The sequence below is a fragment of the Pseudomonas sp. HN2-3 genome (genome assembly GCF_020691745.1).
GTDB lineage: Bacteria > Pseudomonadota > Gammaproteobacteria > Pseudomonadales > Pseudomonadaceae > Aquipseudomonas > Aquipseudomonas capeferrum.
Map to the genome: position 1 here is coordinate 4,241,703 of NZ_CP085704.1, position 24,874 is coordinate 4,266,576.

Consider the following 24,874-nt stretch of genomic DNA (forward strand, 5'->3'; position numbering starts at 1 on the left):
AGGGTGTGAAGAAATGGCGTCCCAGGCAGGAATTGAACCTGCAACCTTCCCCTTAGGAGGGGGATGCTCTATCCAATTGAGCTACTGAGACGCAAACACCGGCAGTGAGCACTGCACGGTTGGACGGCCAGCATGTTAACCAGCATGCTGGCGTTTGTCATGCTGCAACAGGCCTTTTTCACGTAATCCTTTTCTGCGGGCCGGTGCCGGGCGCGTCTGGCCCGGCAATCACGCCTTCATCGTGCAGCAGTTTGAACAACCTGGTCACCGCCGCTTCGAGCGTGGTGGAGTTGTCCAACACATGCACTGACGGATCGGCGACCGCCTGCAGCCCGCTGTTACGTGCCAGGCGCTGCTCGATCTCTTGCGCGGTCTCCCGGCCTCTGGCAAGCAAGCGCTCGCGCAGCACCTGCAGTTTCACGTCGATGAGCACCGGCAGAAGGTCTGGGTAGCGCCGCCGCGCTTCGCTCAGGTAGGCCCGGGAACCGTTGACCAGTACCGGCCTGCCCGCCTGCAGCCATTGATCGACCTGTAGCGGGATGCCGTAACCCAGGCCATTGGCGCGCCAGTGCATGGCGAAAGCACCTTGGGCACACAGCGCTTCGAACTGCTCGGCAGTGACGCCATGGGCAGCTTCACCCTTGGCTTCGGCCGAACGGGTGATGACGCGACGGGCGATTTGCACCCCGGCTGCAACAAGTTGTTCGCGCGCGGCATCGATCAGGGAATCTTTCCCGGAACCCGAGGGTCCTATGAGAAATATCAGCCGGCCTGTCGCTGATCGACGAGCGCTTGCGTCATGTTGCATAGCCACTATGCTCTAAGGAAGGAAACCCGCGCATTCTAGGTGTTTTCTTGGCCTTTTGCTGCGTTTTACCAGTTTTTGACGGCAGAAGAATGACGGCAGGGCAAGTTGGGGCAGGTAAAACTTTTCAAACCAGTGCTCATTTCTGATAATTGGTACTGGCATAAAGCCTTTATCCAGCTCACTATTTGTCACAGAATTGACGCCAAGGAAACGGCGAGCATGAGGCAAGATGAGCATCCAATTTTCCATGTCGGTTGAACATTTTGTCGTCGTCACGGTCGTACTTCCACCCCCGTGCGGCCAATTTGACAACCGCGTCCCCTGAACCAGAAAATCCGGTCAATTTATATGCGCCCATTGAAACAGGCTATTTATTCGAGCCGCACTGCTGACAAGTTTGTCGTCCGCCTGCCAGACGGGATGCGTGAGCGCATTGCCGAGGTAGCGCGCAACCATCACCGCAGCATGAACTCCGAAATCATCGCGCGCCTGGAACAGAGCCTTATCCAGGAAGGTGCGTTGGGTGACGAGCTGAGCATGCGCCTGGACAGCCCTGAACTGTCCCTGCATGAGCGCGAGCTGCTGCAGCGCTTCCGCCAACTGTCGCACCGACAGCAGAACGCTCTGGTCGCCCTCATCGCTCACGATGTGGAAATGGCCGCAGACGCTTCCTGACGTCAGCTTGCAATCGAGTACAAAAAAGCCAGCGTAAGCTGGCTTTTTTGGTTCTGCCTGTGGGAGCCGGGTTCACCCGCCCCCACACGCCAGGGTTCAGAGCAGGAACAGCGTCGCCAGCCCGAGGAAGATGAAGAACCCGCCACTGTCGGTAACCGCAGTGATCATCACACTCGACCCCATCGCCGGATCGCGCCCCAGACGCGTCAGCGTCATCGGGATCAACACGCCCATCAGCGCGGCCAACAACAGGTTTAGCGTCATCGCCGCGGTCATCACCAGGCCCAGCGACCAGCTGTCATACAGCCAGAACGCCACCACACCAATCACACCGCCCCAGATCAGGCCGTTGAGCAGCGACACCGCCAGTTCCTTGCGCATCAACCGACTGGTATTGCCTGGCGACACCTGGTCCAGCGCCATGGCGCGCACGATCATGGTGATGGTCTGGTTACCCGAGTTACCCCCAATACCTGCCACGATCGGCATCAGCGCAGCCAGCGCCACCAGCTTCTCGATCGACCCCTCGAACAGGCCGATCACGCGCGAGGCCAGGAACGCCGTGATCAGGTTGATGGCCAGCCACGCCCAGCGGTTGCGCAGCGAACGCCAGACCGAAGCGAAGATATCTTCTTCTTCGCGCAGACCTGCCATGTTCAGCACTTCGCTCTCGCTCTCCTCACGGATCAGGTCGACCATTTCGTCGATGGTCAGACGGCCGATCAAGCGATCGCTCTTGTCCACCACCGGGGCGGATACGAGGTCGTAACGCTCGAAGGCTTGAGCAGCGTCGTAGGCATCTTCATCGGGGTGGAAGGACACAGGGTCGGTCGCCATGACCTCCGCCACCTTCTTGTCCGGATCATTGACCAGTAGACGCTTGATAGGCAGCACGCCCTTGAGGATGCCGTCATAGTCGACCACGAAGAGTTTGTCGGTGTGGTTCGGCAACTCTTTCAGGCGGCGCAGGTAACGCAACACGACTTCGAGGCTGACGTCTTCGCGGATGGTGACCATCTCGAAGTCCATCAGCGCACCCACCTGCTCCTCGTCGTAGCTCAACGCCGAGCGCACACGCTCGCGTTGCTGGGCATCGAGAGTTTCCATCAACTCGTGAACGACGTCGCGCGGCAGCTCCGGCGCCAGGTCGGCGAGTTCGTCGGCGTCCATTTCCTTGGCAGCGGCGAGCAGTTCGTGATCGTCCATGTCGGCGATCAGCGACTGACGAACCGAATCGGAAACTTCAAGCAGGATGTCGCCGTCGCGGTCCGAGCGCACCAGCTGCCAGACCGTCAGGCGGTCTTCCAGGGGCAATGCTTCGAGGATGTAGGCGACGTCGGCGGGGTGCAGGTCATCGAGCTTGCGTTGCAGCTCGACCAGGTTCTGGCGGTGGACCAGGTTTTCCACCAGGTCGTGGTGAGCACCCTCCTGGCGGTGGGTGAGGTCTTCGACCACACGCTGACGCTGCAGCAGTTCGACCACCTGGGCCAGGCGATCCTGCAGGCTCTCTTGCGCTTTCTTTACTTCTACTTCAGTCATAGGCGAGCTCCACTCCCAGCAGCGGAGCACGCCGGGGGAATCAATCGGTCAGATCTTTCTGTATGAAACTTGTTAAGGAGTAACTACTGGGTAAGTCCATGGTGGTATTCCACAAGCCCCGGCGGGGCTGACGGGCGCAATCATACACTGCCTCGGCGGGCAGATCGCTTAAATTTTTGGCCAGAACAATCGTTTGCGAGATAAAGCTAGGACAACGCTCGAAGCTATCAGTGCGACGGCTGTACTGGATCAGGAAGCACATTTGTTTTCTTGGCAGGCGGCGCGCCAGCTTCTGGCGGCACCCCAGCGATTACAGAAAAGCTTAGTTGGACATCGCCGACAATTCAGCGAAACAGAAAAACAAAAAGCCCGCTTGAATAAGCGGGCTTCTTGTTTGTGTGTGTGGCGGACTCAGCAGGATTCGAACCTGCGACCGCTCGGTTCGTAGCCGAGTACTCTATCCAGCTGAGCTATGAGTCCGCAATGGGTAGTTTTAGACCAGATTACCACTGGTTGTCTGAAGTAGCTTTGCAAGCAGAGCCACTTCAAAAAGTGGCGGACTCAGCAGGATTCGAACCTGCGACCGCTCGGTTCGTAGCCGAGTACTCTATCCAGCTGAGCTATGAGTCCGCAATAGGTAGTTTTAGACCAGATTACCACTGGTTGTTTGAAGTAGCCTTGTAAGCAAAGCCACTTCAAAAGTGGCGGACTCAGCAGGATTCGAACCTGCGACCGCTCGGTTCGTAGCCGAGTACTCTATCCAGCTGAGCTATGAGTCCGTGTCTTGCCGCGCATTATAGGCCGCTGAATCATTTTGGCAAGAACTTTTTTCGTTTAATTTCAACGACTTAGCGTTCTTACCGATTACAGCGCCCTAAGCGAATAATGGCGGTGAAGGGGGGATTCGAACCCCCGATACCCTTATGAGGTATACTCCCTTAGCAGGGGAGCGCCTTCGGCCACTCGGCCACCTCACCGCAACACGAGGCGAATATTAAAGAACCTCTTTCACCTTTGCAACCCTTTTTTTGAAAAAAACTTCAAAAAAATTAAAGGCTTGGCTCTTCATCCTTCTCCTTCTTGATCCGCAGGTAGATTTCCTCGCGGTGAACAGCCACTTCTTTAGGGGCGCTGACGCCAATACGCACCTGGTTGCCTTTGACGCCAAGCACCGTCACGGTGATCTCGCCGTCTCCAATGATCAGGCTCTCGGCGCACCGACGAGTCAGAATCAACATAGCTTTCTCCTTACGCATAACTTTCAGGGGTAACAGTCTTGGGTATCAGGGCCTGGCCGTGGACGACGACCCAGGCCCTGGTTGTTCGCCACGCAGGGCAAGCGCCTGCCTGGCGAGCAGAAACGCGAAGGGCGCGGCAAGCCGCGCCCTTCCAGGCAGCGCCTTACTCGCCCTGTCGGGCAGGAGCGTCGAGCTCGAACGCGGTGTGCAGCGCGCGTACGGCCAGCTCCAGGTACTTCTCTTCGATCACTACCGACACCTTGATCTCGGAGGTGGAGATCATCTGGATGTTGATGCTCTCCTTGGCCAGGGCTTCGAACATGCGGCTGGCAACGCCGGCGTGTGAGCGCATGCCAACGCCAACGATCGAGACCTTGGCGATCTTGATGTCGCCGATCACTTCACGGGCACCGATTTCGCGGGCGGTGTTTTCCAGCACGCTTTGCGCCTTCTCGTACTCGTTGCGGTGTACGGTGAAGGTGAAGTCGGTGGTGTTATCGTGCGCAACGTTCTGCACGATCATGTCGACTTCGATGTTCGAGGCGCTGATCGGGCCGAGGATCTTGAAGGCCACGCCCGGGGTGTCCGGCACGCCGCGAATGGTCAGCTTGGCTTCATCACGGTTGAAGGCGATACCGGAAATGATCGGCTGTTCCATGGATTCCTCTTCATCAATGGTAATGAGGGTACCTGAACCCTCCTTGAAGCTGTGCAGCACGCGCAGCGGGACGTTGTACTTGCCGGCGAACTCCACCGAACGGATCTGCAGCACCTTGGAGCCGAGGCTGGCCATTTCCAGCATCTCTTCGAAGGTGATCTTCTCCAGGCGCTGCGCCTGCGGCACAACGCGCGGGTCAGTGGTGTAGACGCCATCGACGTCGGTGTAGATCTGGCACTCATCGGCCTTGAGCGCCGCCGCCAGGGCCACGCCGGTGGTGTCGGAGCCACCACGGCCGAGGGTGGTGATGCTGCCGTGCTCGTCGACGCCCTGGAAGCCTGCAACCACGACCACGCGCCCTTCCTTGAGGTCGTTACGAATCTTCTGGTCGTCGATCTGCAGGATGCGCGCCTTGTTGTGCGAGCTATCGGTCAGAATGCGTACCTGATTGCCGGTGTAGGACACCGCTGGCACACCACGCTTGATCAAGGCCATGGTTAGCAGGGCAATGGTGACCTGCTCACCGGTCGACACGATCACGTCCAGCTCACGTGGAACCGGCTGATCGGTGATCTGCTTGGCCAGATCGATCAGGCGATTGGTTTCACCGCTCATGGCCGACAGCACAACCACCAGGTCGTCGCCTGCCTCACGGTGTTTCTTGACCTTTTCGGCTACCTGCTCGATCCGCTCGATGGAACCGACAGAGGTGCCGCCAAATTTCTGTACGATCAACGCCATTTCAATGGTGCCTCAGCCCATACAGGGCCCCAAAAAACAATCCAACATGAAGGGGCCGGCGACTACCCGCCGGCCCCCTCATCTCAAAGTCCCTGCTCTGCGAACGGCACGGCCAGCGCCAGGGCCTGGTCCAGCGCAGCGACGTCGACGCCACCACCCTGGGCCATGTCCGGACGGCCACCGCCCTTGCCACCCACTTTTGCTGCGGCTTGTTTCATCAGATCGCCAGCCTTGAGTTGGCTGGAGAGGTCTTTGGTCACGCCGGCCACCAGCACGACCTTGCCCTCATGCTCGCTGCCCAGCAGGATCACTGCGTGGCCGAGCTTGTTCTTCAGCTGATCGACCAGGGCCAGCAGGGCCTTGCCATCCTGCCCATCCAGGCGAGCGGCAAGTACCTTGGCACCTTTGACCTCAACGGCCGCGTTGGAGAGATCATCCCCGGCGGCGCTGGCGGCTTTGGCCTGCAGCTGTTCCAGCTGCTTCTCCAGCTGACGGTTGCGCTCGAGCACAGCCGACAGCTTGTCGATCAGGTTGTCACGATTACCCTTGACCAGTTGCGCGGCTTCCTTGACCTGCTCTTCGGCAGCGTTCAGGTAGGCCAGCGCAGCCGCGCCGGTAACCGCTTCGATACGACGTACGCCAGAGGCCACGCCGCCTTCGCTGATGATCTTGAACAGGCTGATATCACCCGTGCGCTTGGCGTGTATACCACCGCACAGCTCCACCGAGAAATCGCCACCCATGCTCAGCACACGCACGGTGTCGCCGTACTTCTCGCCGAACAGGGCCATGGCGCCTTTGCGCTTGGCGGTTTCGATGTCGGTCACCTCGGTCAGCACCTCGGTGTTGCGGCGCACTTCACGGTTGACGATCTCTTCCAGCGCCTTGATCTGCTCTGGCTTGACCGCCTCGAAGTGGCTGAAGTCGAAACGCAGGCGCTGGCTGTCGACCAGCGAGCCCTTCTGCTGTACGTGGTCGCCCAGCACCTGGCGCAGCGCTTCGTGCAGCAGGTGGGTGGCCGAGTGGTTCAGCGAAGTGGCGTGCTGCACTTCGGCATCGACCTTGGCCTCGACCTCGGCACCCACGCTCAGCGCTCCGCTGGCCACCACACCGTGGTGCAGGAAGGCACCGCCGGTCTTGGTGGTGTCGCGCACGTCGAAGCGCACGGCGCCAGCCTGCAGGTAACCGCAGTCACCGACCTGGCCACCGGACTCGGCGTAGAACGGCGTGCGATCGAGGACCACTACCCCCTGTTCGCCCTCGCCCAGTTGCTCGACGGCCTGGCCGTCCTTGTACAGGGCGATGACCTTGGCCTGGCCTTCGGTGGTGGTATAGCCCACGAAGTCAGTGGCGGTGTCGACCTTGACCAGGCTGTTGTAGTCCATGCCGAAGGCACTGGCAGAGCGGGCACGCTCACGCTGGGCGTCCATTTCGCGCTCGAAACCGGCTTCGTCGATGGTCAGCTCGCGTTCACGGGCGATGTCGGCGGTCAGGTCCATGGGGAAACCGTAGGTGTCATACAGCTTGAACACCACGTCACCCGGGACTACGTCACCCTGCAGTTGCGCCAGGTCCTGTTCGAGGATACGCAGGCCTTGCTCCAGAGTCTTGGCGAACTGCTCTTCTTCAGCCTTGAGCACGCGTTCGATATGCGCCTGCTGGCTTTTCAGTTCAGGGAAGGCTTCACCCATTTCGGCCACCAGCGCGGCAACGATCTGGTAGAAGAAGCTGCCCTTGGCACCCAGCTTGTTACCGTGGCGGCAAGCGCGGCGGATGATGCGGCGCAGCACGTAGCCACGGCCTTCGTTGGACGGCAGCACGCCATCGGCAATCAGGAAGCCGCAAGAACGGATATGGTCGGCGACCACTTTCAGCGACGCCTGGCTGTCATTGCTGCAACCGATGGCCTTGGCCGCCGCGCTCAGCAGGTTCTGAAAGAGGTCGATCTCGTAATTCGAGTGAACATGTTGCAGTACCGCACTGACCCGTTCCAGGCCCATGCCGGTGTCTACCGACGGGGCTGGCAGCGGGTGCAAGACGCCATCGGCGGTGCGGTTGAACTGCATGAAGACGTTGTTCCAGATCTCGATGTAACGGTCGCCGTCTTCTTCCGGGGAGCCGGGTGGGCCGCCCCAGATGTCGGCGCCGTGGTCGTAGAAGATCTCGGTGCAGGGGCCGCATGGGCCGGTATCACCCATGGTCCAGAAGTTGTCGGACGCGTAGGGGGCGCCTTTGTTGTCACCGATGCGCACCATGCGCTCGGCCGGCACGCCGATTTCCTTGGTCCAGATGTCGTAGGCTTCGTCATCGGTGGCGTACACGGTAACCCAGAGCTTTTCCTTGGGCAGGTTAAGCCACTTGTCCGAGGTCAGGAAGGTCCAGGCGTAGGTGATCGCGTCACGCTTGAAATAGTCGCCGAAGCTGAAGTTGCCCAGCATCTCGAAGAACGTATGGTGACGCGCGGTGTAGCCGACGTTTTCCAGGTCGTTGTGCTTGCCGCCGGCGCGTACGCACTTCTGGCTGCTGACCGCGCGGGTGTAGGCGCGTTTTTCCTGGCCGAGGAAGCAGTCCTTGAACTGGTTCATGCCGGCGTTGGTAAACAGCAGGGTCGGGTCATTGCCCGGAATCAGGGAGCTGGAGGCGACTCGGGTATGCCCCTGCTCCTCGAAGAAGCGAAGGAAGGCTTCACGGATTTCTGCGCTTTTCATAGGTTCTTCCACGGAAACGGCGGCCCTGGTGGGCAAACGCGTCGACGAAACGACGGCAAAGGGCCGCATTATATCGGTCCTGCAAGCTCGGTGCAGTGTGTTTATGCGATGGAAAACGTCGATTAGACGGTTTTCAGGCGGTTGCAAACGAAAATGACATGACCGGATGCTAATTGCAGCCTTTCGCCACTGGCAAGCCCATTACGGCCGAAGGGAAGGGAAAATGGAATAGACGGTGAATTAAAAGGTTTTCATCTGAAATCGGATCCAAACCGACTCTCTCACTGGCGGCGGGTTGGCCGCGCCGACCCGCAAGCAGCACCCTGCATAGCACACTGAAGAATGTCTCAGCGCTATTTGTGTAGCGCCCTGTGTCCTGCGTTCATACCTAGTCTGGCCAGCCATTTTCCCAGAGCACATGCACATGACTACCCATGCAGTAACTGCGCAGCGCGTGGACGGTAATGACAGAAGCAAAGGCGCCGGTTTCGGCGAAATGGATGAAGCAATCGGCTATGACAACCCGTCGCCTTCAGGGCTCGGCGTCTCTCGGGTGTATTTCAATTACGAACTGTTCGATCTCTACAAGGCGCCCTTGGTACATTTTCAGCGCAGGGTCATCGAGGCCATCGATGACGAGGAAAGCGTCGGTAACCTGGACGAGATTCTGGTCTGGTTGAGTACCGCCAATGTGAAATTGAGCCAGGGTAGCGATATCACCCTGGAAGTCGAAGGCGAGTCTTTCATCATTCAGCAGGCCTCACCTGAGCAGCGGCTTCATTTGCTGTTCATGGGCACAGCGCTGCCAGAAACGATTGGCGATGGCGTCACGTGCCCGCTGCGCATTGACGCCAGCGCCGACCCGGACAGGCATTTTGAAATCACCGCCATCGAAAACCTGTACCTCTACGGCACCCCACAGTTCCTGGCACGCGTCTTCGAACAGCTGGCCCTTCTGCCGGGCTACCCCGAACTCAAGCGGCTTCTGGATACAGCGCGCCAACAGTACGCCAGCGTGCCTGATATCGTGCTCATGCAGCGCCATGCCGGGCCGCCGCAACAGGGCCCGGGCTTTGACCTGCAACGCGTGATCCCTGCCAAGTATTCACATCTGCTGCCGGGCAGCTACACCGCTGTGCTTTACGACCCCTATGACGCCAGCGGCCTCGACGGACTGACCACGTTGGCGAGAATCCTGCAGCAGGCCTATGACGCACTGGCACCAGACATGCTGGCCCCTGCCCCAACGTCAGCCGACTGACCGGTTCAGGACAGACTACGCCCTTCATCAGGCACGATGAGAATCCCTGCCCTGAGGCCATTCCTGACCTTGGGGTTGGGGAAGATGATGCGCGCACCCTCCTCTTCGACTACCCAGCGCATCTCGGCCAGGTCTTCAGCCAACAGGTAACCTTTGCTCAACTCGGAGAAGTTTTCGATATCCGCCGGCAAGTGCAGGCGGAAGCCCTCGCTGTGCTTGATGATCTCGCGGGCGACACTGAACAGTTTCAGGCCATCGAGCGAGTCTTGCGTCTCGGGTTCGGTGCCTTCGATGATCTGGATCAGGCGCTTTTCCAGCTTGTCCAGATTGACCTCTTCGTTCTGCCCGAACGGCCGCGCCCTGCCCAACTCCAGGGTAAACGCCTCGGCATCGAGCTGCTCATAGGTGAATGCACTGAAGGTGATGGACGACTTGCTCTGCAGCAGCACCGCCTCCATGCCGGCTGCCGCCAGGCGCGCCAGCTCTCGACGAGAATGTTTGCGCCCCTCCTTGTACGGGTACAGGGCGAACTGCTCGATCTTCGAACCACGGATGGCGGTATGCAGGTCGTAATGCAAGCGCAAGCGCTCGGGCTTGCTGAAGAACACCCGGGCAAACTGCTCAAGCTCCGCGGCGCGCAGCGCCTCGAAACCACTGGAAAGCTCGTGACGGCCATTGAACAGGCGGTTGATGTCTTGCTCGATGAAGCGCTCGCCCTTGCGGATGGCCGCCGGGTTACCGAACAGGAACAACACCCGCGCGCACGGTTTGATCTTGCCATTGGCCACGCCATGCAGCAGCCGTTCGAGCAATTCGATCGGCGCTGTTTCGTTGCCATGGATGCCGGCCGACAACAGCAGGTCGAGCCCGCAATCTTCAGCCTCGGTCGGGCGCACTTCGAGTGCGCCCTCCCCCAGCCAGCGCAAACGCACGCCCTTGGGTGTAACTTGGGTCTTCTCGGCCGGTTCGTGATCGGTCAAGGTCAGCTCAAGCAATTTGCCGAGGGCGAGCATAGGCACTTCCTTAGTGTTGGTGGCCGCAGTCGGGGCCATGGACGTGATCGTCGCCGTCAGCGACTTCGGCCGGCTCCATCTCCAGCTGCAGGCTGACCAGGTTGGTGGCCATCGGGCGCAGCAGCAGGTTGGCGTACTCGGTGTCGTCTTCCTCGACGTCCACGCCAATCAGCAACTGGCCGCGGCCGTCCTGCTGAATCCACACTTCCTTGCCTTGCCAGACAACGGCAAAGCGGGTGCAGGAAGTTTCCAGCTGGGTGCCGTCTTCGTCTTCGAGGATCAGGCGCAGGGCATCGGTCATTACTTAGTCTCTCTTCAAGGTTGGCGTTGGAACGGATAGACCGAACCCAATTGCAGAATCTGAGTCAACTCATCCAGTGCCGTACGGCATTCGACCAACAACTGCGGGTCGGCAAGGTCCGCTTCGCCCATGCGGTCGCGGTAATGCTTGTCTACCCACTGCAGCAGCGTGTCGTACAGCGGCGCGGTCATGATAACGCCTGGATTGACCGCCGCCAGTTCCGATTCCTTCAACGCTACGCGAAGACGCAGGCAAGCAGGGCCTCCGCCGTTCTGCATGCTTTGCTTGAGGTCGAACACCTTGACCTCGCTTACCGGGCCGCCCTGCTGGGTCAACTGGCCAAGATAAGCCCAGACCCGCTCGTTGCTCCGGCATTCTTCCGGCACCACCAACAGCATGGAGCCGTCATCGCGGCTGAGCAGCTGGCTGTTGAACAGGTAGGAACGCACCGCATCCTCCACCGCCACTGCCGCACGCGGCACACGGATGGCCTGGAAGTTGCCACCCTTACTGGCCAGTTTAGCTTGCAGCTGGCCAAGCACCGCATCGGTCTCGAGGAAGGCGTCTTCGTGGTAGAACAGCACCTCGCCGTTACCCACCGAAATCACGTCATTGTGGAACACGCCCTGGTCGATCACCGCCGGGTTCTGTTGAGCGTAGACCACGCCGTCGTCGCTCAGGCCATGCAGCCGGGCCACGGCTTGGGACGCTTCCAGGGTCTGGCGCGCCGGGTACTTCTGCGGCGCGGGGTAGCGGCTGTCGAACGCGCTGCGGCCGTAGACGAAGAATTCGACGCCCGCTTCGCCGTAGCGACGGCAGAAGCGTGTGTGGTTGGCCGCACCCTCGTCGCCGAACTGCGCCACCGCCGGCAACGCCGGGTGGTGAGCGAAGTGCCTGTCATCGGCGAACATCGCACCCAGCACACGGCTGGTGGTCGGGTGCTCGATGCTGCGGTGGTACTTGCAGTTGAGGTTGGCGGCCGTGAAATGCACGCGGCCATCGGCCGTGTCAGCACTGGGGCTGACCGTGGCGGCATTGGCCACCCACATGCTCGACGCCGAGCAACTGGCGACCAGCAAGGGCATGGCTTCCCTCGCTGCGCGCTGGATCACCTCGGCATCGCTGCCTGAGAAGCCCAGCCGGCGCAACGCGGCCACGTCTGGCCGTTCCTGCGGGGCCAGCACGCCCTGCTTGAAGCCCATGTCGGCCAGGGCCTTCATTTTTGCCAGGCCCTGGCGCGCGGCTTCGCGCGGGTTGGACGACTGCTGGCTGTTGCTCTGCGAAGCTACATTGCCGTAGGACAAGCCGCCATAGTTGTGGGTTGGCCCCACCAGGCCATCAAAATTCACTTCGTAGGATTTCATCGGCTAGGCTCCGAGACCGTTTGTTATAGGGTGACGCCCGGCGTCAGGGTTGCCGGCAAGGCGAGGCTGGCGGTCTCCAGCGAGGCCACGGGGTAAGCGCAGTAATCGGCTGCGTAGTAGGCACTGGCGCGGTGGTTGCCGCTGTTGCCGACGCCACCGAACGGCGCGCTGCTGGCGGCACCGGTCAGCTGCTTGTTCCAGTTGACGATGCCCGCCCGGCTGCGCAGCCAGAAATACTGGTAGCGCGCGCGGGAGTCGGAGAGCAACCCGGCGGCCAGGCCGTACTGGGTGTTGTTGGCCTCATCGATGGCGGCATCGAAGTCGGTGTAGCGAATCACCTGCAGCAACGGGCCGAAGAACTCTTCGTCAGGGCGCCCGGCAACGGCGCTGACATCGAGGATGCCAGGCGTCAGCAGTGCGGCGTCGGCCTGCGGCTGGGTCATCTCCAGCAACTTCACAGCGCCCTTGCCCACCAGGTCGGCCTGGGCTGCAATCAGCGCCTGGGCCGCCTGCAGCGAAATCACCGAGCCCATGAACGGCGCTGGCTGCTGGTCGAATGCGCCCACCGTGATGCTTCTGCACACCTCGACCAGCCGCGTGATCAGCGTATCGCCCCAGGCCCCTTGCGGCACCAGCAGGCGACGCGCGCAGGTGCAGCGCTGGCCAGCGGAAATGAATGCCGACTGGATGATGGTGTACACCGCAGCGTCGAGATCCTTGACCTCGTCCACCACCAGCGGGTTGTTACCGCCCATCTCCAGCGCGAGAATTTTGTCCGGGCGCCCGGCGAACTGCTGGTGCAGCAGGTTGCCGGTGCGACTGGAGCCTGTGAAGAACAGCCCGTCGATCCCCGGGTTGGCCGCCAGCGCCACACCGGTTTCGCGCGCGCCCTGCACCAGGTTGAGCACACCGGCGGGCAGGCCGGCAGCGATCCAGCAGTTGACGGTCAGCTCGGCAACCTTGGGCGTCAGCTCGCTGGGCTTGAACACCACGCTGTTGCCCGCCAGCAGTGCCGGCACGATATGCCCATTGGGCAAGTGGCCCGGGAAGTTGTAAGGCCCGAACACCGCCACCACACCATGTGGCTTGTGCCGCAACACGGCGGTGGCATCGGCCAGCGGGCCACTTTTTTCGCCGGTCCGCTCGCGGTAGCTCTGCACCGAAATCGCCACCTTGTTGACCATGCTGGTGACTTCGGTCGCCGACTCCCATAGCGGCTTGCCGGTTTCTTCACCGATGCAATGCGCCAGCGCCTCGGCATGCTGCTTCAGCTGTTCAGCGAATTTTTCCAGCACGTCGATACGCGCTTCCAGGCTCAGCTGTGCCCAGGCCGGAAAGGTCTGGCGAGCAGCCCGCACGGCGGCATCAACCTGGCTGGCATCGGCACCCTGCCCTTCCCAGACTACGGCCTGGCTCACCGGGTTGAGCGATTGCAGGGCGGCGCCCTGGCCGGCCTGCCAGTTGCCGGCGATGTAATGGGTGGTCATTTACTGGGCCTCCCGGCTAGCCGACAGCGGCACGGCCCGCACGTTGTCGCCAGCCCCCATGCGCAGGCGCTTGGCGGTCAGCGGGTCGACCACCAGGGTGCCTGCCGCCAGGCGTGCGGGCGCGGCCGTGATGCGGCAGTCGTCGCGTTTGCGGTTGTGGATGATGTAAGGCGTCGCGTCATCGCCGGGGGTACCGACCGCCAGCACCAGGGTCTGGCTTTCGCGCACGGCGCGAATTTTCGCGGTCTCGCATTCGATGGCAGGGCCGGCGTCGAAGATGTCGACATAGCCTTGGTAGCTGAACCCTTCCTGCTTGAGCATGGCCAGCGCAGGCTCGGTGTCGGTGTGCACACGGCCGATCACATTGCGCGCCGCCTCGGACAGGAAGCAGGTGTACAGCGGGAACTTGGGCATCAGCTCGGCGATGAACGACTTGTTGCCCACCCCGGTCAGGTAGTCGGCCTGGCTGAACTCCATCTTGAAGAAGTGCCGGCCCAGGCTTTCCCAGAACGGCGAACGCCCCTGCTCGTCGGACATGCCGCGCATCTCGGCGATAATCTTCTTGCCGAACAGCTCCGGGAATTCGGCGATGAACAGCATGCGTGCGCGTGACAGCAAGCGGCCGTTGAGGCCAGAGCGATAGTCGCTACGCAGGAACAGCGAGCACAGCTCGGAGTTGCCGGTCAGGTCGTTGGCCAGGAACAGGGTGGGGATCTCGCGGTAGATGTTCAGCTCCTGCGAGGCGCTGACGGTCAGGCCGACCCGGTAGTTGTACCAGGGCTCACGCAGGCCGACGGCACCGGCGATGGCGCTGATGCCCACCACCATGCCTTCGTCATTCTCCAGCACGAACAGGTAGTCGGTATCGCCACGTTCGGCTTCACCACGGAAGCTCTTCTCGGCCCAACCCACGCGATGCCCGAGGCGTTCTTCGTTGGCCGGCAGCGTAGTCAGCCCAGTGGTGCCGGTGCTGCGAGCCAGTTCGATCAGCGCGGGTAAATCGCTGCTGCGTACGGGACGAACGATCATGCTATCTCCTTGAGCGGCGACCTCTGCCACCGCGAAACGCTTCGTTTCGAGCTTGCTGTTACGAGCTGTCTGCGCAGGCTCGCGCCTCAGACGGCAACCAGACGCACACTGCCACCCTCACCAATGCCCAGGGCGTCGGCCGCATCGCGCCCCAGGCTGACCGGTTTGCCGGGCACCCAGTCGAGCTCCAGCAACACTGCACGGTAGTCCTGCAACTGGCCGTTGCACACCAGGTACGGGCGCCCGCCCTTGACCGGGGCATCTTCAAGCTTGACCGGCACCACACGGCTCTGGGCAATCGAGCGAATGCCCGAAGCCCGCGCATGCAAGGTCGGCCCGCCGTCGAAGATGTCGATGTAGTGCTCGGTCTCGAAACCTTCACGCATCAGGATGTCGAAGGTGATCTGCGCCCGCGGATGAACCTGGCCCATGGCCTCCTGGGCTTCGTCGGGCAGCAGCGGCACATAGATCGGGTAGTGCGGCATCAGCTCGGCCAGGAACGTGCGGCTCTTCAACCCGCACAGGCGCTCGGCGTCGGCGTAGTTGAGGTCGAAGAAATTGCGCCCTATGGCATCCCAGAATGGCGATTCGCCCTGATCATCGCTGTAGCCAACGATCTCGGTCACCACCGAGTCGGCGAAGCGCTCCGGGTGCGCGGCCATGAACAGCAGGCGGCCACGCGAGTTGAGCTCGGCCCAGCCACTGCCGACCAGTTCAGGCAAGACGTAGAAGCTGGTCAGCAGGCTGTTGCCGGTCAAGTCATGGCACAGCGACAGGACATGGATCTTGTTGTGGATCTTCAGCTCGCGCGAGGCGTGCACGAAGGTCTCGTTACGGAAACTGTAGAACGGCTCGGAGTAGCCGGCCGAGGCGACGATGGCCGAACAGCCGGCAAGCTTGCCGGTGACGCTGTCTTCGAGCACGAAGAAGTAGCTTTCTTCGCCATTGAAGCTGACCTCGGCGGCGAAGGAGGTTTCCGACGCGGCGATCTTGTCGCCCAGACGGGCAGAATCGTCCGGCAGCGAGGTGACACCAATGGGGCTGTCGGCAGCCATGCGCTGCACTTCGTTCAGGTCAGCCATTTGCGCGGGGCGCATCACCAGCATGGTGTCACTCCTTTGGTAAAGCGGGCCGCTTATGGCGGCACGAAAAAACGGCGGGCGCGCGATTGACACTGCAAGCACGCGCCCGCGCTGGAATTCAGGTATCGCCGGCCCCTTCTGGGCCGACGACAGGACCGCAGGCTTATCAGCCCTGGGTCAGTGTGGCCACGGCGCGTTCGAAGCGGTCCAGGCCTTCATCGATGTCGGCGTCTTCAACCACCAGGCTAGGCGCGAAACGCACCACGTCCGGGCCGGCTTGCAGCACCATCACCCCTTCTTTCTCGGCGGCGTTGAGCACGTCCTTGGCCTTGCCCTTCCAGGCGTCGGTCAACACGCAGCCAATCAGCAGGCCAACGCCACGCACCTGGGTGAACAGGCTGTACTTCTGCCCGATCTGATCCAGACGGGCCTTGAAACGCTCGTGCTTGGCCTTGATGCCGGCCAGTGTTTGCGGGGTGTTGATCACGTCCAGCACGGCGCAGGCAACGGCGCAGCCCAGCGGGTTGCCACCATAGGTGGTGCCGTGGGTGCCGACAGCCAGGTGCTTGGCCAGCTCGGTGGTGGTCAGCATGGCGCCGATCGGGAAACCGCCGCCCAGGCTCTTGGCGCTGGTCAGGATGTCGGGGGTCACACCGTAGTGCTGATAGGCGTACAGCGAACCAGTACGGCCGACGCCGGTCTGCACTTCGTCGAAGATCAGCAGTGCATTGTGCTCATCGCACAGCTTGCGTGCGCCTTCCAGGTAAGCCTTGTCGGCCGGGACCACACCGCTCTCGCCCTGGATCGGCTCGATCACCACGGCGCAGGTCTTGTCGGAAATCTGTGCCTTGAGCGCTTCCAGGTCGTTGTACGGCACATGGCTGATGCCGGTGATCTTCGGCCCGAAGCCGTCGGAGTACTTTGGCTGGCCGCCGACGCTGACGGTGAACAGGGTGCGCCCGTGGAAGCTGTTCACGGTGGCGATGATTTCGTGCTTTTCAGGGCCGAAACGGTCATGGGCAACGCGACGGGCCAGCTTGAAGGCGGCCTCGTTGGCTTCGGCACCGGAGTTGCAGAAGAAGGCTCGGTCGGCAAAGGTCGCGTCCACCAGTTTGTGGGCCAGGCGCAGCGCAGGCTCGTTGGTGAATACGTTGGATACGTGCCAGAGGGTGTTGGCCTGCTCGGTCAGTGCCTTGACCAGTGCCGGATGGCAGTGACCCAGGGCGTTGACGGCGATACCGCCAGCGAAGTCGATCAGCTCGCGACCCGACTGGTCCCAGACTCGGGAACCCTCGCCTCGCACAGGAATGAAGGCCGCCGGCGAATAGTTGGGGACCATGACCTGGTCGAAATCGGCACGTTGCACCGGGGCTTGCTCAACGGACATCTGAGTCTCCTGAAGAGGAACGCTGGCCTGGAAGTGGCGAGCGATGGGGGGATTGTAAGGACTGATGGGCGCCTGTCCTTGCGGCCAAGCGACAACTTGTTACAGCGCAAAACCCTGTTTTACCCAGGCTTTCGGCAATGCGACAAACACTGTCGCAATCGCGCAGTGTAACGGGAGTGGGTGGCTGGGTGAACGGGTGTTCACACCGGGATTGGATGCTGCCGGCACCGACCCATTCGTGGGGCCTGCACCGTCAGACAAGCGTCAACCCTTCTCGGCAGGCGCCGAACTCAACTCGAACGGGCTGCTGTTACGCCGCTGGTTGCGGTCTTCACGCGGCGTCGCGCCAAAGAAATTGCGGTACGCACTGGAAAAATGCGGCCCCGAGGAGAACCCGCACGACAAGCCGATCTGGATGATCGACTTGCTGGTCTGCATCAGCATCTGCCGCGCTTTGTTAAGCCGCAGCTCGAGGTAATACTGGCTGGGTACCCGGTTCAGGTACTGCTTGAAGATGCGCTCCAGCTGCCGACGCGACACGCACACATGCTGAGCGATCTCGTCAGTGGTCAGCGGTTCTTCGATATTGGCTTCCATCAGCAATACGGCCTGGGTCAGCTTGGGGTGGCTGGAGCCCAGGCGGTTCTGCAACGGAATACGCTGACGCTCGCCCCCCTCGCGGATACGCTCGACCACCAGTTCTTCAGACACCGCCCCCGCCAGCTCCGCACCATGATCACGGGCCAGCACGGCCAGCAACAGATCAGTCACCGCCATGCCACCACAGGCGGTCAGGCGGTCACGGTCCCAGTCGAACAGGTGGCTGGTGGCGATGACCTTGGGGAAGCGCTCGGCAAAATCGTCCTGCCAGCGCCAGTGCACCGCCGCACGATAACCGTCGAGCAGGCCAAGCTGGGCCAGCGGATACACACCGGCAGACAAGCCACCGATCACGCAACCACTTCGCGCCTGCTGCTTGAGCGCGGTCGATAGCACCGAGCCGACGGCCTGCGGTGGCTCGTCGGCCAGCAACAAGAGCTTCTGACAGCCCTCCAGGCGGCCATTCCACGGCTCGCCCGGCAGGCGCCAGGCACCCTCAACGGCAGGCTCCGCCTGAAGAAAGGCCAATTCGTAGACCACATCCGGATGCACCCGCTGGGCCACCTGCAACACTTCCTCGGCCAGCGCCAGGGTCAAGGGCTTGGTGCTGGGCCAGATGAGAAAACCGATTCGCTGGGTGGTCATAGGGTGCGGTCCGAAACCTGGGGTCGTTCGAGTCTGTGGCGCAGGGTCAGGCTGCGCTCGCTGCGCAGCATGCCCTATTCTGGTGCAAAGATGCAGCGTTCTTTACTTGAGGCTGCCGGAGAGGAACTGCTTGAGCCGCTCCGATTGCGGGTTGGCCAGCACCTCGCGCGGGCAACCGGTCTCTTCCACCAGGCCCTTGTGCAGGAATATCAACTGGTTCGACACCTCGCGGGCAAAGCCCATCTCGTGGGTCACCACCACCATGGTCCGGCCTTCCTGGGCCAGTGCCTGCATGACCTTGAGCACATCACCCACCAGCTCGGGGTCGAGCGCCGAGGTCGGTTCGTCGAACAGCATCACCTCAGGCTCCACGGCCAGGGCACGGGCAATCGCCACGCGCTGCTGCTCGCCACCGGACATGTGCCCCGGGAAGGCATCCTTGCGGTGGGCGACACCGACCTTGGCCAGGTAGTGCTCGGCCTTTTCCAGGGCCTCTTTCTTGTTCATCCCGAGCACGTGCACGGGGGCCTCGATGACGTTTTCCAGCGCAGTCATGTGCGACCACAGGTTGAAATGCTGAAACACCATCGACAGGCGCGAGCGCATGCGCTGCAACTGACGCGGGTCGGCCGCCTTGAGTGCGCCATCCTTGCCGGCGACCAGCTTCAACGCTTCGTTGTTGAGCAGGATCTTGCCGGCGTGGGGCTGCTCGAGCAGGTTGATGCAGCGCAGGAAGGTCGACTTGCCCGAACCGCTGGAGCCGATGATGCTGATCACATCGCCAGCCTTGGCCGCCAGGGACACGCCCTTGAGCACTTCATGGCTGCCGTAGCGCTTGTGCAGGTCTTGGACTTCGAGTTTGTACATGCTGTCGATTCTCACAGAGCGGTCAGTGCTTGCGCGGCGCCAGGTAGCCGAGCCAGCGGCGTTCGGCCATCTTGAACAGGCGCACCAGGATGAAGGTCAGGCACAGGTAGAACACGCCCGCCGTGATGTAGGCCTCGAAAGGCAGGTAGTACTGGGCATTGACCGTGCGCGCTGCGCCAGTGATGTCGATCAGGGTAACGATCGAGGCAAGGCTGGTGGTCTGCAGCATCATGATCACTTCGTTGCTGTACTGCGGCAGCGCCCGGCGCAAGGCCGACGGCAGCAGGATGCGCCGGTACATCTTGAGGCGCGACATGCCCATGGCCTTGGCTGCCTCGATCTCGCCATGGGGCGTGGCCTTGAGGCTGCCGGCGATGATCTCTGCGGTGTAGGCACTGGTGTTGACGGCAAAGGCCAGGCAGGCGCAGAAGGTGGCACTGGACAGCATCGGCCAGAAGATACTCGCGCGCACCGCTTCGAACTGGGCCAGGCCGTAGTAGATCAGAAACAGCTGCACCAGCATCGGCGTGCCGCGAATCACATAGGTGTACAGCCAGGCACTGAGGTTAACCAGCGGCTGCTTGGACACCCGCATCAAGCCCAGCGGAACCGCTGCGAGCAGGCCGAAGAACAGCGACAGCGCCAGCAGCTTGAGGGTGGTCAGCAGCCCGCCGAGGTACAGCGGCATGGCCTCCCACACCACGTTGTAGTCGAAGATCATAGTTCAACCACCTTGACGCCCACCGAGTAGCGTTTTTCAAGATACTTCAAGGCCAGCAGCGAGACACTGGTCAGTACCAGGTACATGGCCGCCACCGCCAGAAAGAAGGTGAAGGGTTCGCGGGTGGCGTCAGCCGCCTGCTTGGCTTTGAACATCATGTCCTGCAGGCCGACCACCGAGATCAGCGCCGTGGCCTTGGTCAGCACCAGCCAGTTGTTGGTGAAGCCCGGAATGGCCAGGCGGATCATCTGTGGCACCTGGATGCGGAAGAACACCTGAAGGTTGCTCATGCCATAGGCCACGCCGGCTTCGGCCTGGCCCTTGGGGATGCCGAGGAAGGCGCCACGGAAGGTTTCCGACAGGTACGCGCCAAAGATGAAGCCCAAGGTGCCGATGCCCGCAGCCAGCGGGTTCAGGTCGATGTAGTCTTCGTAGCCAAACAGCGGCGCTACCCGGTTGATGATGTCCTGCCCGCCGTAGAAGATCAGCAGGATCAGTACCAAATCCGGAATACCACGGATCACCGTGGCATACATATCGCCCAACCAGGCCAGCCAGCGCACCGGCGACAAGCGCAGCGCCACGCCAATCAGGCCGAGCACGATGGCCAGGGCCATCGACGACAGGGCGAGCTGCAGCGTCAGCCACGCCCCGTCGAGGATGACTGCCCCGTAGCCTTTCAACATGATGAGGTCCTCGACCTAAAGAATGAAAAATGGTGCAAACCTCAGAGCCTCTGCTGTTTGCACCATTGCACAGGTGAAACCCGACGTCTTAGTTCGAGTCTGGACCGTAGATGTCGAAGTTGAAGTACTTCTTCTCGATTTCTTTGTACTTGCCATTGGCACGGATGGCGTCGATGGCCGCGTTGATGCGGTCGACGTTGGCCTTGTCACCCTTGCGCACGGCAATGCCGATGCCGTCGCCGAAGTACTTGGCGTCGGTGAACGCTGGGCCAACGAAGGCGAAGCCTTTGCCTGCGTCAGTTTTCAGGAAGCCGTCTTCCAGCAGGGTGGCGTCAGCCACCGTGCCATCGAGGCGGCCGGCAGCCACATCCAGGTAGATTTCGTTCTGGGTGCCGTAAGGAACCACGGTGGCACCTTTGGCGCCCAGCACTTCCTTGGCGAAGCGGTCATGGATCGAGCCGCGCTGCACGCCGATCTTCTTGCCCTGCAGTTCGCCCAGGCTGTCGCTGACCGTGGTGCCTTCCTTCATCACCAGGCGTGCTGGGGTCAGGTAGTAGCGGTTGGTGAAGTCGACCGACTTCTTGCGGTCTTCGGTAATCGACATGGACGACAGAATCGCGTCGATCTTGCGCACCTTCAGTGCCGGGATCAGGCCGTCGAACTCTTGCTCGACCCAGGTGCACTTGGCTTTCATCTCTTCACACAGGGCATTGCCGATGTCGTAGTCGAAACCGGCAATGCTGCCGTCGGGCTGCTTGAAGGCAAAGGGTGGGTAGGCGGCTTCGATACCGATTTTCAATGGTTTTTCATCGGCCTGCGACACAAGGGAAAACACGGACAGCGCCAGGGCGCCAAGCAGTGCGAGCTTCTTCATCAGGTAACTCCATCGGTACGGGGCAATACAAGGCAGGTAACGGCTGCCCGATATGCGAATGGGTACAACGCGAGCCGCGCAGGGTCGGTCGGAGACCACGAGCGAGTGAGTGGCATTTTAACGACAGCCCGGTAGTCGATATTTCTTCAAAGCGACAACTACTTACAGAAGCGCTTGAAACCGCTGCGGGCGATGTTGACAGCCATTGCAAGATATGCAAGAGCGCAAGAATTAGAACCCATTGAACTAGCAAATACTGGGCCTATTATTGGCAAAGCCTTGTGTCACGGCAAGTGCAGCGTACCACCCAGGCAAAAATGCCTGCAAAAATGCACCGAAAGTGGGCCGAACTGTTTCCTCGCGCCCCGTTTGCGATCACCCAAGGTGACAGAAGAGTTACCGATGAATGTCGGGTAACAGTAAAGCAAAAACCCCGCCGGTTGCCCGAGCGGGGTTTTTATCAGGGCCTGAGGGGGGGCGTGCTACAACCCCCTGCGCATCACGCCGAAGCCAGGTTCATCGCTTTGTGCGTGTCGATCAGATGCTGCACCACACCCGGGTCGGCCAGGGTCGAGATATCCCCCAATGAGCCGTACTCCGCCGTGGCGATCTTGCGCAGGATACGCCGCATGATCTTGCCCGAGCGGGTCTTCGGCAGCCCAGGCGCCCACTGGATCACGTCCGGCGAAGCAATCGGCCCGATCTCCTTGCGCACCCAGTTTTTCAGCTCCAGGCGCAGTTGCTCGCTGGGCTCCACGCCGGCATTGAGGGTGACATAGACATAGATGCCCTGCCCCTTGATGTCGTGCGGCACACCCACCACGGCCGCCTCGGCAACCTTGGCGTGGGCAACCATGGCACTTTCGATTTCGGCAGTGCCCATGCGGTGGCCGGACACGTTGAGCACGTCATCCACACGGCCGGTGATCCAGTAGTAACCATCCTCGTCGCGGCGCGCGCCGTCACCGGTGAAGTACATGCCACGGAAGGTCTTGAAGTAGGTGTCGACGAAACGGTCGTGATCGCCATACAGCGAACGCGACTGGCCCGGCCAGGAATCGAGGATCACCAGGTTGCCTTCGGCGGCGCCATCAATGAGGTTGCCCAGGTTGTCCACCAGCGCCGGCACCACACCGAAGAACGGACGGGTTGCCGAACCCGGCTTGAGGCCGGTGGCGCCTGGCAACGGGCTGATCAGGATGCCGCCAGTTTCGGTCTGCCACCAGGTATCGACGATCGGGCAACGCTCTTTGCCGACCGCCTTGTAGTACCAGTTCCATGCCTCGGGGTTGATCGGCTCGCCGACCGAACCCAGCAGGCGCAGGCTGGAACCATCGGCGCCGTCAACGGCCGCCTGCCCTTCGGCCATCATGGCGCGAATCGCGGTAGGCGCGGTGTAGAGGATGTTGACCTTGTGCTTGTCGATGATTTTCGACACCCGGGTGATGTCCGGGTAGTTCGGCACACCCTCGAACAGCAAGGTGGTTGCGCCGTTGGCCAGCGGGCCGTAGACGATGTAGCTGTGGCCGGTGACCCAGCCCACGTCTGCGGTGCACCAGTAGACCTCACCCGGGCGGTAGTCGAACACCCGCTCATGGGTCAGCGCGGCATACACCAGGTAACCCCCCGTGGTGTGCAGCACGCCCTTGGGCTTGCCGGTGGAGCCGGAGGTATAAAGGATGAACAGCGCTTCCTCGGCACCCATTTCTTTCGGCGCGCAGTGGCTGGAAGCCACTTTCATCAGGTCTTCGTACCAGATGTCGCGGTGCTGGTGCCAGGCAATCTCGCCACCGGTGCGCTTGCACACGATGATCTTCTGCACACTGTTGGTTTCAGGGTTGGTCAGGGCCAGGTCGACGTTGCCCTTGAGCGGGGTACGACGGCCGCCGCGCAAACCTTCGTCGGCGGTGATCACCACCTTGGACTTGCAGTCGATGATTCGGCCGGCCAGCGCCTCGGGGGAGAAGCCGCCGAATACCACCGAGTGGATTGCACCGATGCGGGCACAGGCCAGCATGGCGACCACGGCCTCGGGGATCATCGGCATGTAGATGGTCACCACGTCGCCGCGGTGCACGTCCTGGCCACGCAAGGCGTTGGCAAACTTGCAGACCTGCTCGTGGAGCTCGCGGTAGGTGATGTTGCGGTGCTCGGAAGGGTCGTCGCCCTCCCAGATGATCGCCAACTGGTCGCCACGCTCTTCAAGGTGACGGTCCAGGCAGTTGGAGGAAACGTTCAGAGTGCCATCGGCAAACCACTTGATATCGACATGGTGGTCATCGAACGAGGTCTGCTTGACCTTAGTAAACGGCTTGATCCAGTCCAGACGCTGGGCCTGCTCGCGCCAGAAGCCGTCCGGGTTGATCACCGATTGCTGGTACATGGCCTTGTAGGTGGCCTCGTCGGTCAGGGTAGTGGCCGCAACCTCGGGACGAACGGGATACAGTGGAGCCGCACTCATCTGTGTTACCTCGGTGTAATAGTTGTTTTTGTATGGAACCGTTTGTAACTGTACCAGAGCGACAAAAGCCATTCGACGTTGGTAGTAAAGCGGCCGAATTTGGTACTGACGTACGAGCAGAGCGCTCTAGCTCGCGGCTCGTAGCCCTGGCCCGAAAAAAGCAGGGTGCTTTTGGGGTGATTGTTACAGATTCTGTCAAAACACTTTATCAAAAGGCCTACTGTTTCAGCGCAAGCCGCCCCCCTAAAATTCATCTCGCCAACAACGGCAAGGCGATTAACTTCTGGTAACAGCCCCCACGAAGGCAAGCGTTAATCCCCCTCTACTTCGATAGTTAAAACCCGCAGCACGTGCGGCGTTACACACGCCGCGCACCCCCTCACGACCTTAGACAGGTAAATAGAAAATGAAAGCTTTACTGGTATTGGTACTTGGCAGTCTTTGCGGCGCGGCAATGGCCGGCGAAGCAAACGATGCCGAGCAGATTCCGGTTGAACAGTACAGTTATTCGCAGCACCTGGACATTGCCCGCGTCATCTCCATGAGCGAAGTGCCCAACGTCTGTGAAGTCGTGCCCGCCCGCATGACCTACGAGGACTCCAAGGGCCAGACGCACATTCTTGAATACCGCGTGATGGGGAATGGCTGCTCTAACGGCTAACCCTTGAGATCAGGGCCCCGCTGGGGCCCTTCGCGGGCAAATCCGCTGCCACACGCCATTCAAACTTA

Annotated in this window: 23 protein-coding genes and 5 tRNA genes; 4 read left to right on the forward strand and 24 right to left on the reverse strand. The window is 61.2% G+C overall.

The genetic code is table 11. The features are described 5' to 3' along the window. Positions 1–14: 14 nt before the first annotated feature. The 3 genes from LJX93_RS19205 to LJX93_RS19215 all read right to left on the reverse strand — a co-directional run bounded on the left by LJX93_RS19205 (position 15) and on the right by LJX93_RS19215 (position 1,084). Positions 15–91: transfer RNA gene (locus tag LJX93_RS19205), tRNA-Arg, on the reverse strand. An 87-nt stretch (positions 92–178) separates the two neighbouring features. Continuing rightward, entirely contained in the window at positions 179–808 is a 630-nt protein-coding gene (gene phnN / locus LJX93_RS19210; RefSeq protein ID WP_047583449.1) for a phosphonate metabolism protein/1,5-bisphosphokinase (PRPP-forming) PhnN, read from the reverse strand. A 12-nt stretch (positions 809–820) separates the two neighbouring features. After that, the gene (locus tag LJX93_RS19215) at positions 821–1,084 is read right to left on the reverse strand and encodes a hypothetical protein (RefSeq protein WP_077068496.1); all 264 of its coding nucleotides are present in this window, start codon (positions 1,082–1,084) and stop codon (positions 821–823) included. Positions 1,085–1,156: 72 nt separating this feature from the next. Here LJX93_RS19215 and LJX93_RS19220 point away from each other — a divergent pair, with 72 nt between their 5' ends. Beyond that, positions 1,157–1,483 carry an Arc family DNA-binding protein gene (locus LJX93_RS19220; protein ID WP_033699552.1) on the forward strand — a complete coding sequence of 109 codons (327 nt, stop codon included), beginning with the start codon at positions 1,157–1,159 and terminating at the stop codon, positions 1,481–1,483. Positions 1,484–1,579: 96 nt separating this feature from the next. Here the strand turns inward: LJX93_RS19220 and mgtE are convergent, their stop codons facing one another. The 8 genes from mgtE to alaS form a co-directional block, all read right to left on the reverse strand. Then, on the reverse strand, positions 1,580–3,022 hold the full coding sequence (mgtE, locus tag LJX93_RS19225) for a magnesium transporter (RefSeq protein WP_033699555.1): 1,443 nt from the start codon (positions 3,020–3,022) through the stop codon (positions 1,580–1,582). A 403-nt stretch (positions 3,023–3,425) separates the two neighbouring features. Next, a tRNA-Arg gene (locus tag LJX93_RS19230) sits at positions 3,426–3,502 on the reverse strand. A gap of 73 nt (positions 3,503–3,575) precedes the next feature. Then, positions 3,576–3,652 (reverse strand) — tRNA-Arg (locus LJX93_RS19235). Between the two features lie 72 nt (positions 3,653–3,724). After that, positions 3,725–3,801, reverse strand: a tRNA-Arg gene (locus tag LJX93_RS19240). Positions 3,802–3,908: 107 nt separating this feature from the next. Then, positions 3,909–3,999: transfer RNA gene (locus LJX93_RS19245), tRNA-Ser, on the reverse strand. A gap of 72 nt (positions 4,000–4,071) precedes the next feature. Next, positions 4,072–4,260, reverse strand: coding sequence for a carbon storage regulator CsrA (gene csrA / locus LJX93_RS19250; protein ID WP_003254503.1), 189 nt, complete (start codon positions 4,258–4,260; stop codon positions 4,072–4,074). 163 nt (positions 4,261–4,423) lie between these two features. Beyond that, a complete protein-coding gene (locus LJX93_RS19255; protein WP_227696292.1) occupies positions 4,424–5,659 on the reverse strand; it encodes an aspartate kinase in 1,236 nt (411 codons plus the stop codon). Between the two features lie 83 nt (positions 5,660–5,742). Continuing rightward, on the reverse strand, positions 5,743–8,367 hold the full coding sequence (alaS, locus tag LJX93_RS19260; protein ID WP_156310963.1) for an alanine--tRNA ligase: 2,625 nt from the start codon (positions 8,365–8,367) through the stop codon (positions 5,743–5,745). A gap of 424 nt (positions 8,368–8,791) precedes the next feature. Here alaS and LJX93_RS19265 point away from each other — a divergent pair, with 424 nt between their 5' ends. Next, positions 8,792–9,628, forward strand: a complete 837-nt coding sequence (locus tag LJX93_RS19265; protein WP_227696293.1) for a hypothetical protein — start codon at positions 8,792–8,794, stop codon at positions 9,626–9,628. Positions 9,629–9,633: 5 nt separating this feature from the next. Here LJX93_RS19265 and astE read toward each other — a convergent pair whose 3' ends face one another. The 13 genes from astE to acs all read right to left on the reverse strand — a co-directional run bounded on the left by astE (position 9,634) and on the right by acs (position 24,145). Continuing rightward, entirely contained in the window at positions 9,634–10,641 is a 1,008-nt protein-coding gene (gene astE / locus LJX93_RS19270; protein WP_227696294.1) for a succinylglutamate desuccinylase, read from the reverse strand. Between the two features lie 10 nt (positions 10,642–10,651). Continuing rightward, complete coding sequence (locus tag LJX93_RS19275; RefSeq protein WP_033699561.1) at positions 10,652–10,942, reverse strand: topoisomerase II; 291 nt, start codon at positions 10,940–10,942, stop codon at positions 10,652–10,654. Between the two features lie 14 nt (positions 10,943–10,956). Next, complete coding sequence (astB, locus tag LJX93_RS19280) at positions 10,957–12,306, reverse strand: N-succinylarginine dihydrolase (protein ID WP_033699562.1); 1,350 nt, start codon at positions 12,304–12,306, stop codon at positions 10,957–10,959. 23 nt (positions 12,307–12,329) lie between these two features. Further along, positions 12,330–13,793 (reverse strand): succinylglutamate-semialdehyde dehydrogenase, encoded by a 1,464-nt coding sequence (astD, locus tag LJX93_RS19285; protein ID WP_227696295.1) that lies wholly within the window; start codon positions 13,791–13,793, stop codon positions 12,330–12,332. Further along, positions 13,794–14,822 carry an arginine N-succinyltransferase gene (gene astA, locus LJX93_RS19290; protein ID WP_033699564.1) on the reverse strand — a complete coding sequence of 343 codons (1,029 nt, stop codon included), beginning with the start codon at positions 14,820–14,822 and terminating at the stop codon, positions 13,794–13,796. Between the two features lie 86 nt (positions 14,823–14,908). Beyond that, positions 14,909–15,928, reverse strand: a complete 1,020-nt coding sequence (aruF, locus tag LJX93_RS19295) for an arginine/ornithine succinyltransferase subunit alpha (protein ID WP_047583454.1) — start codon at positions 15,926–15,928, stop codon at positions 14,909–14,911. 142 nt (positions 15,929–16,070) lie between these two features. Beyond that, complete coding sequence (locus LJX93_RS19300; protein WP_033699566.1) at positions 16,071–17,291, reverse strand: acetylornithine transaminase; 1,221 nt, start codon at positions 17,289–17,291, stop codon at positions 16,071–16,073. Positions 17,292–17,555: 264 nt separating this feature from the next. After that, the gene (gene argR, locus LJX93_RS19305) at positions 17,556–18,536 is read right to left on the reverse strand and encodes a transcriptional regulator ArgR (protein ID WP_033699568.1); all 981 of its coding nucleotides are present in this window, start codon (positions 18,534–18,536) and stop codon (positions 17,556–17,558) included. Positions 18,537–18,638: 102 nt separating this feature from the next. After that, on the reverse strand, positions 18,639–19,403 hold the full coding sequence (locus LJX93_RS19310; protein WP_033699569.1) for an ABC transporter ATP-binding protein: 765 nt from the start codon (positions 19,401–19,403) through the stop codon (positions 18,639–18,641). Between the two features lie 22 nt (positions 19,404–19,425). Continuing rightward, positions 19,426–20,124, reverse strand: coding sequence for an ABC transporter permease (locus LJX93_RS19315; RefSeq protein ID WP_033699570.1), 699 nt, complete (start codon positions 20,122–20,124; stop codon positions 19,426–19,428). Next, the gene (locus LJX93_RS19320) at positions 20,121–20,810 is read right to left on the reverse strand and encodes an ABC transporter permease (protein ID WP_033699572.1); all 690 of its coding nucleotides are present in this window, start codon (positions 20,808–20,810) and stop codon (positions 20,121–20,123) included. Before LJX93_RS19320 ends, LJX93_RS19315 begins: the two co-directional genes overlap by 4 nt. 88 nt (positions 20,811–20,898) lie before the next feature. Beyond that, complete coding sequence (locus LJX93_RS19325; protein WP_033699573.1) at positions 20,899–21,684, reverse strand: ABC transporter substrate-binding protein; 786 nt, start codon at positions 21,682–21,684, stop codon at positions 20,899–20,901. A gap of 499 nt (positions 21,685–22,183) precedes the next feature. Further along, on the reverse strand, positions 22,184–24,145 hold the full coding sequence (gene acs / locus LJX93_RS19330; protein ID WP_033699574.1) for an acetate--CoA ligase: 1,962 nt from the start codon (positions 24,143–24,145) through the stop codon (positions 22,184–22,186). Between the two features lie 32 nt (positions 24,146–24,177). Between acs and LJX93_RS19335 the strand changes: the two genes are divergently transcribed. Both LJX93_RS19335 and LJX93_RS19340 read left to right on the forward strand, forming a co-directional pair. Beyond that, positions 24,178–24,435, forward strand: a complete 258-nt coding sequence (locus tag LJX93_RS19335) for a hypothetical protein (protein ID WP_143500693.1) — start codon at positions 24,178–24,180, stop codon at positions 24,433–24,435. Positions 24,436–24,551: 116 nt separating this feature from the next. Further along, positions 24,552–24,806: a DUF2790 domain-containing protein gene (locus tag LJX93_RS19340; RefSeq protein WP_033699576.1), complete on the forward strand. Its 255-nt coding sequence runs from the start codon at positions 24,552–24,554 to the stop codon at positions 24,804–24,806. Positions 24,807–24,874 lie beyond the last annotated feature (68 nt).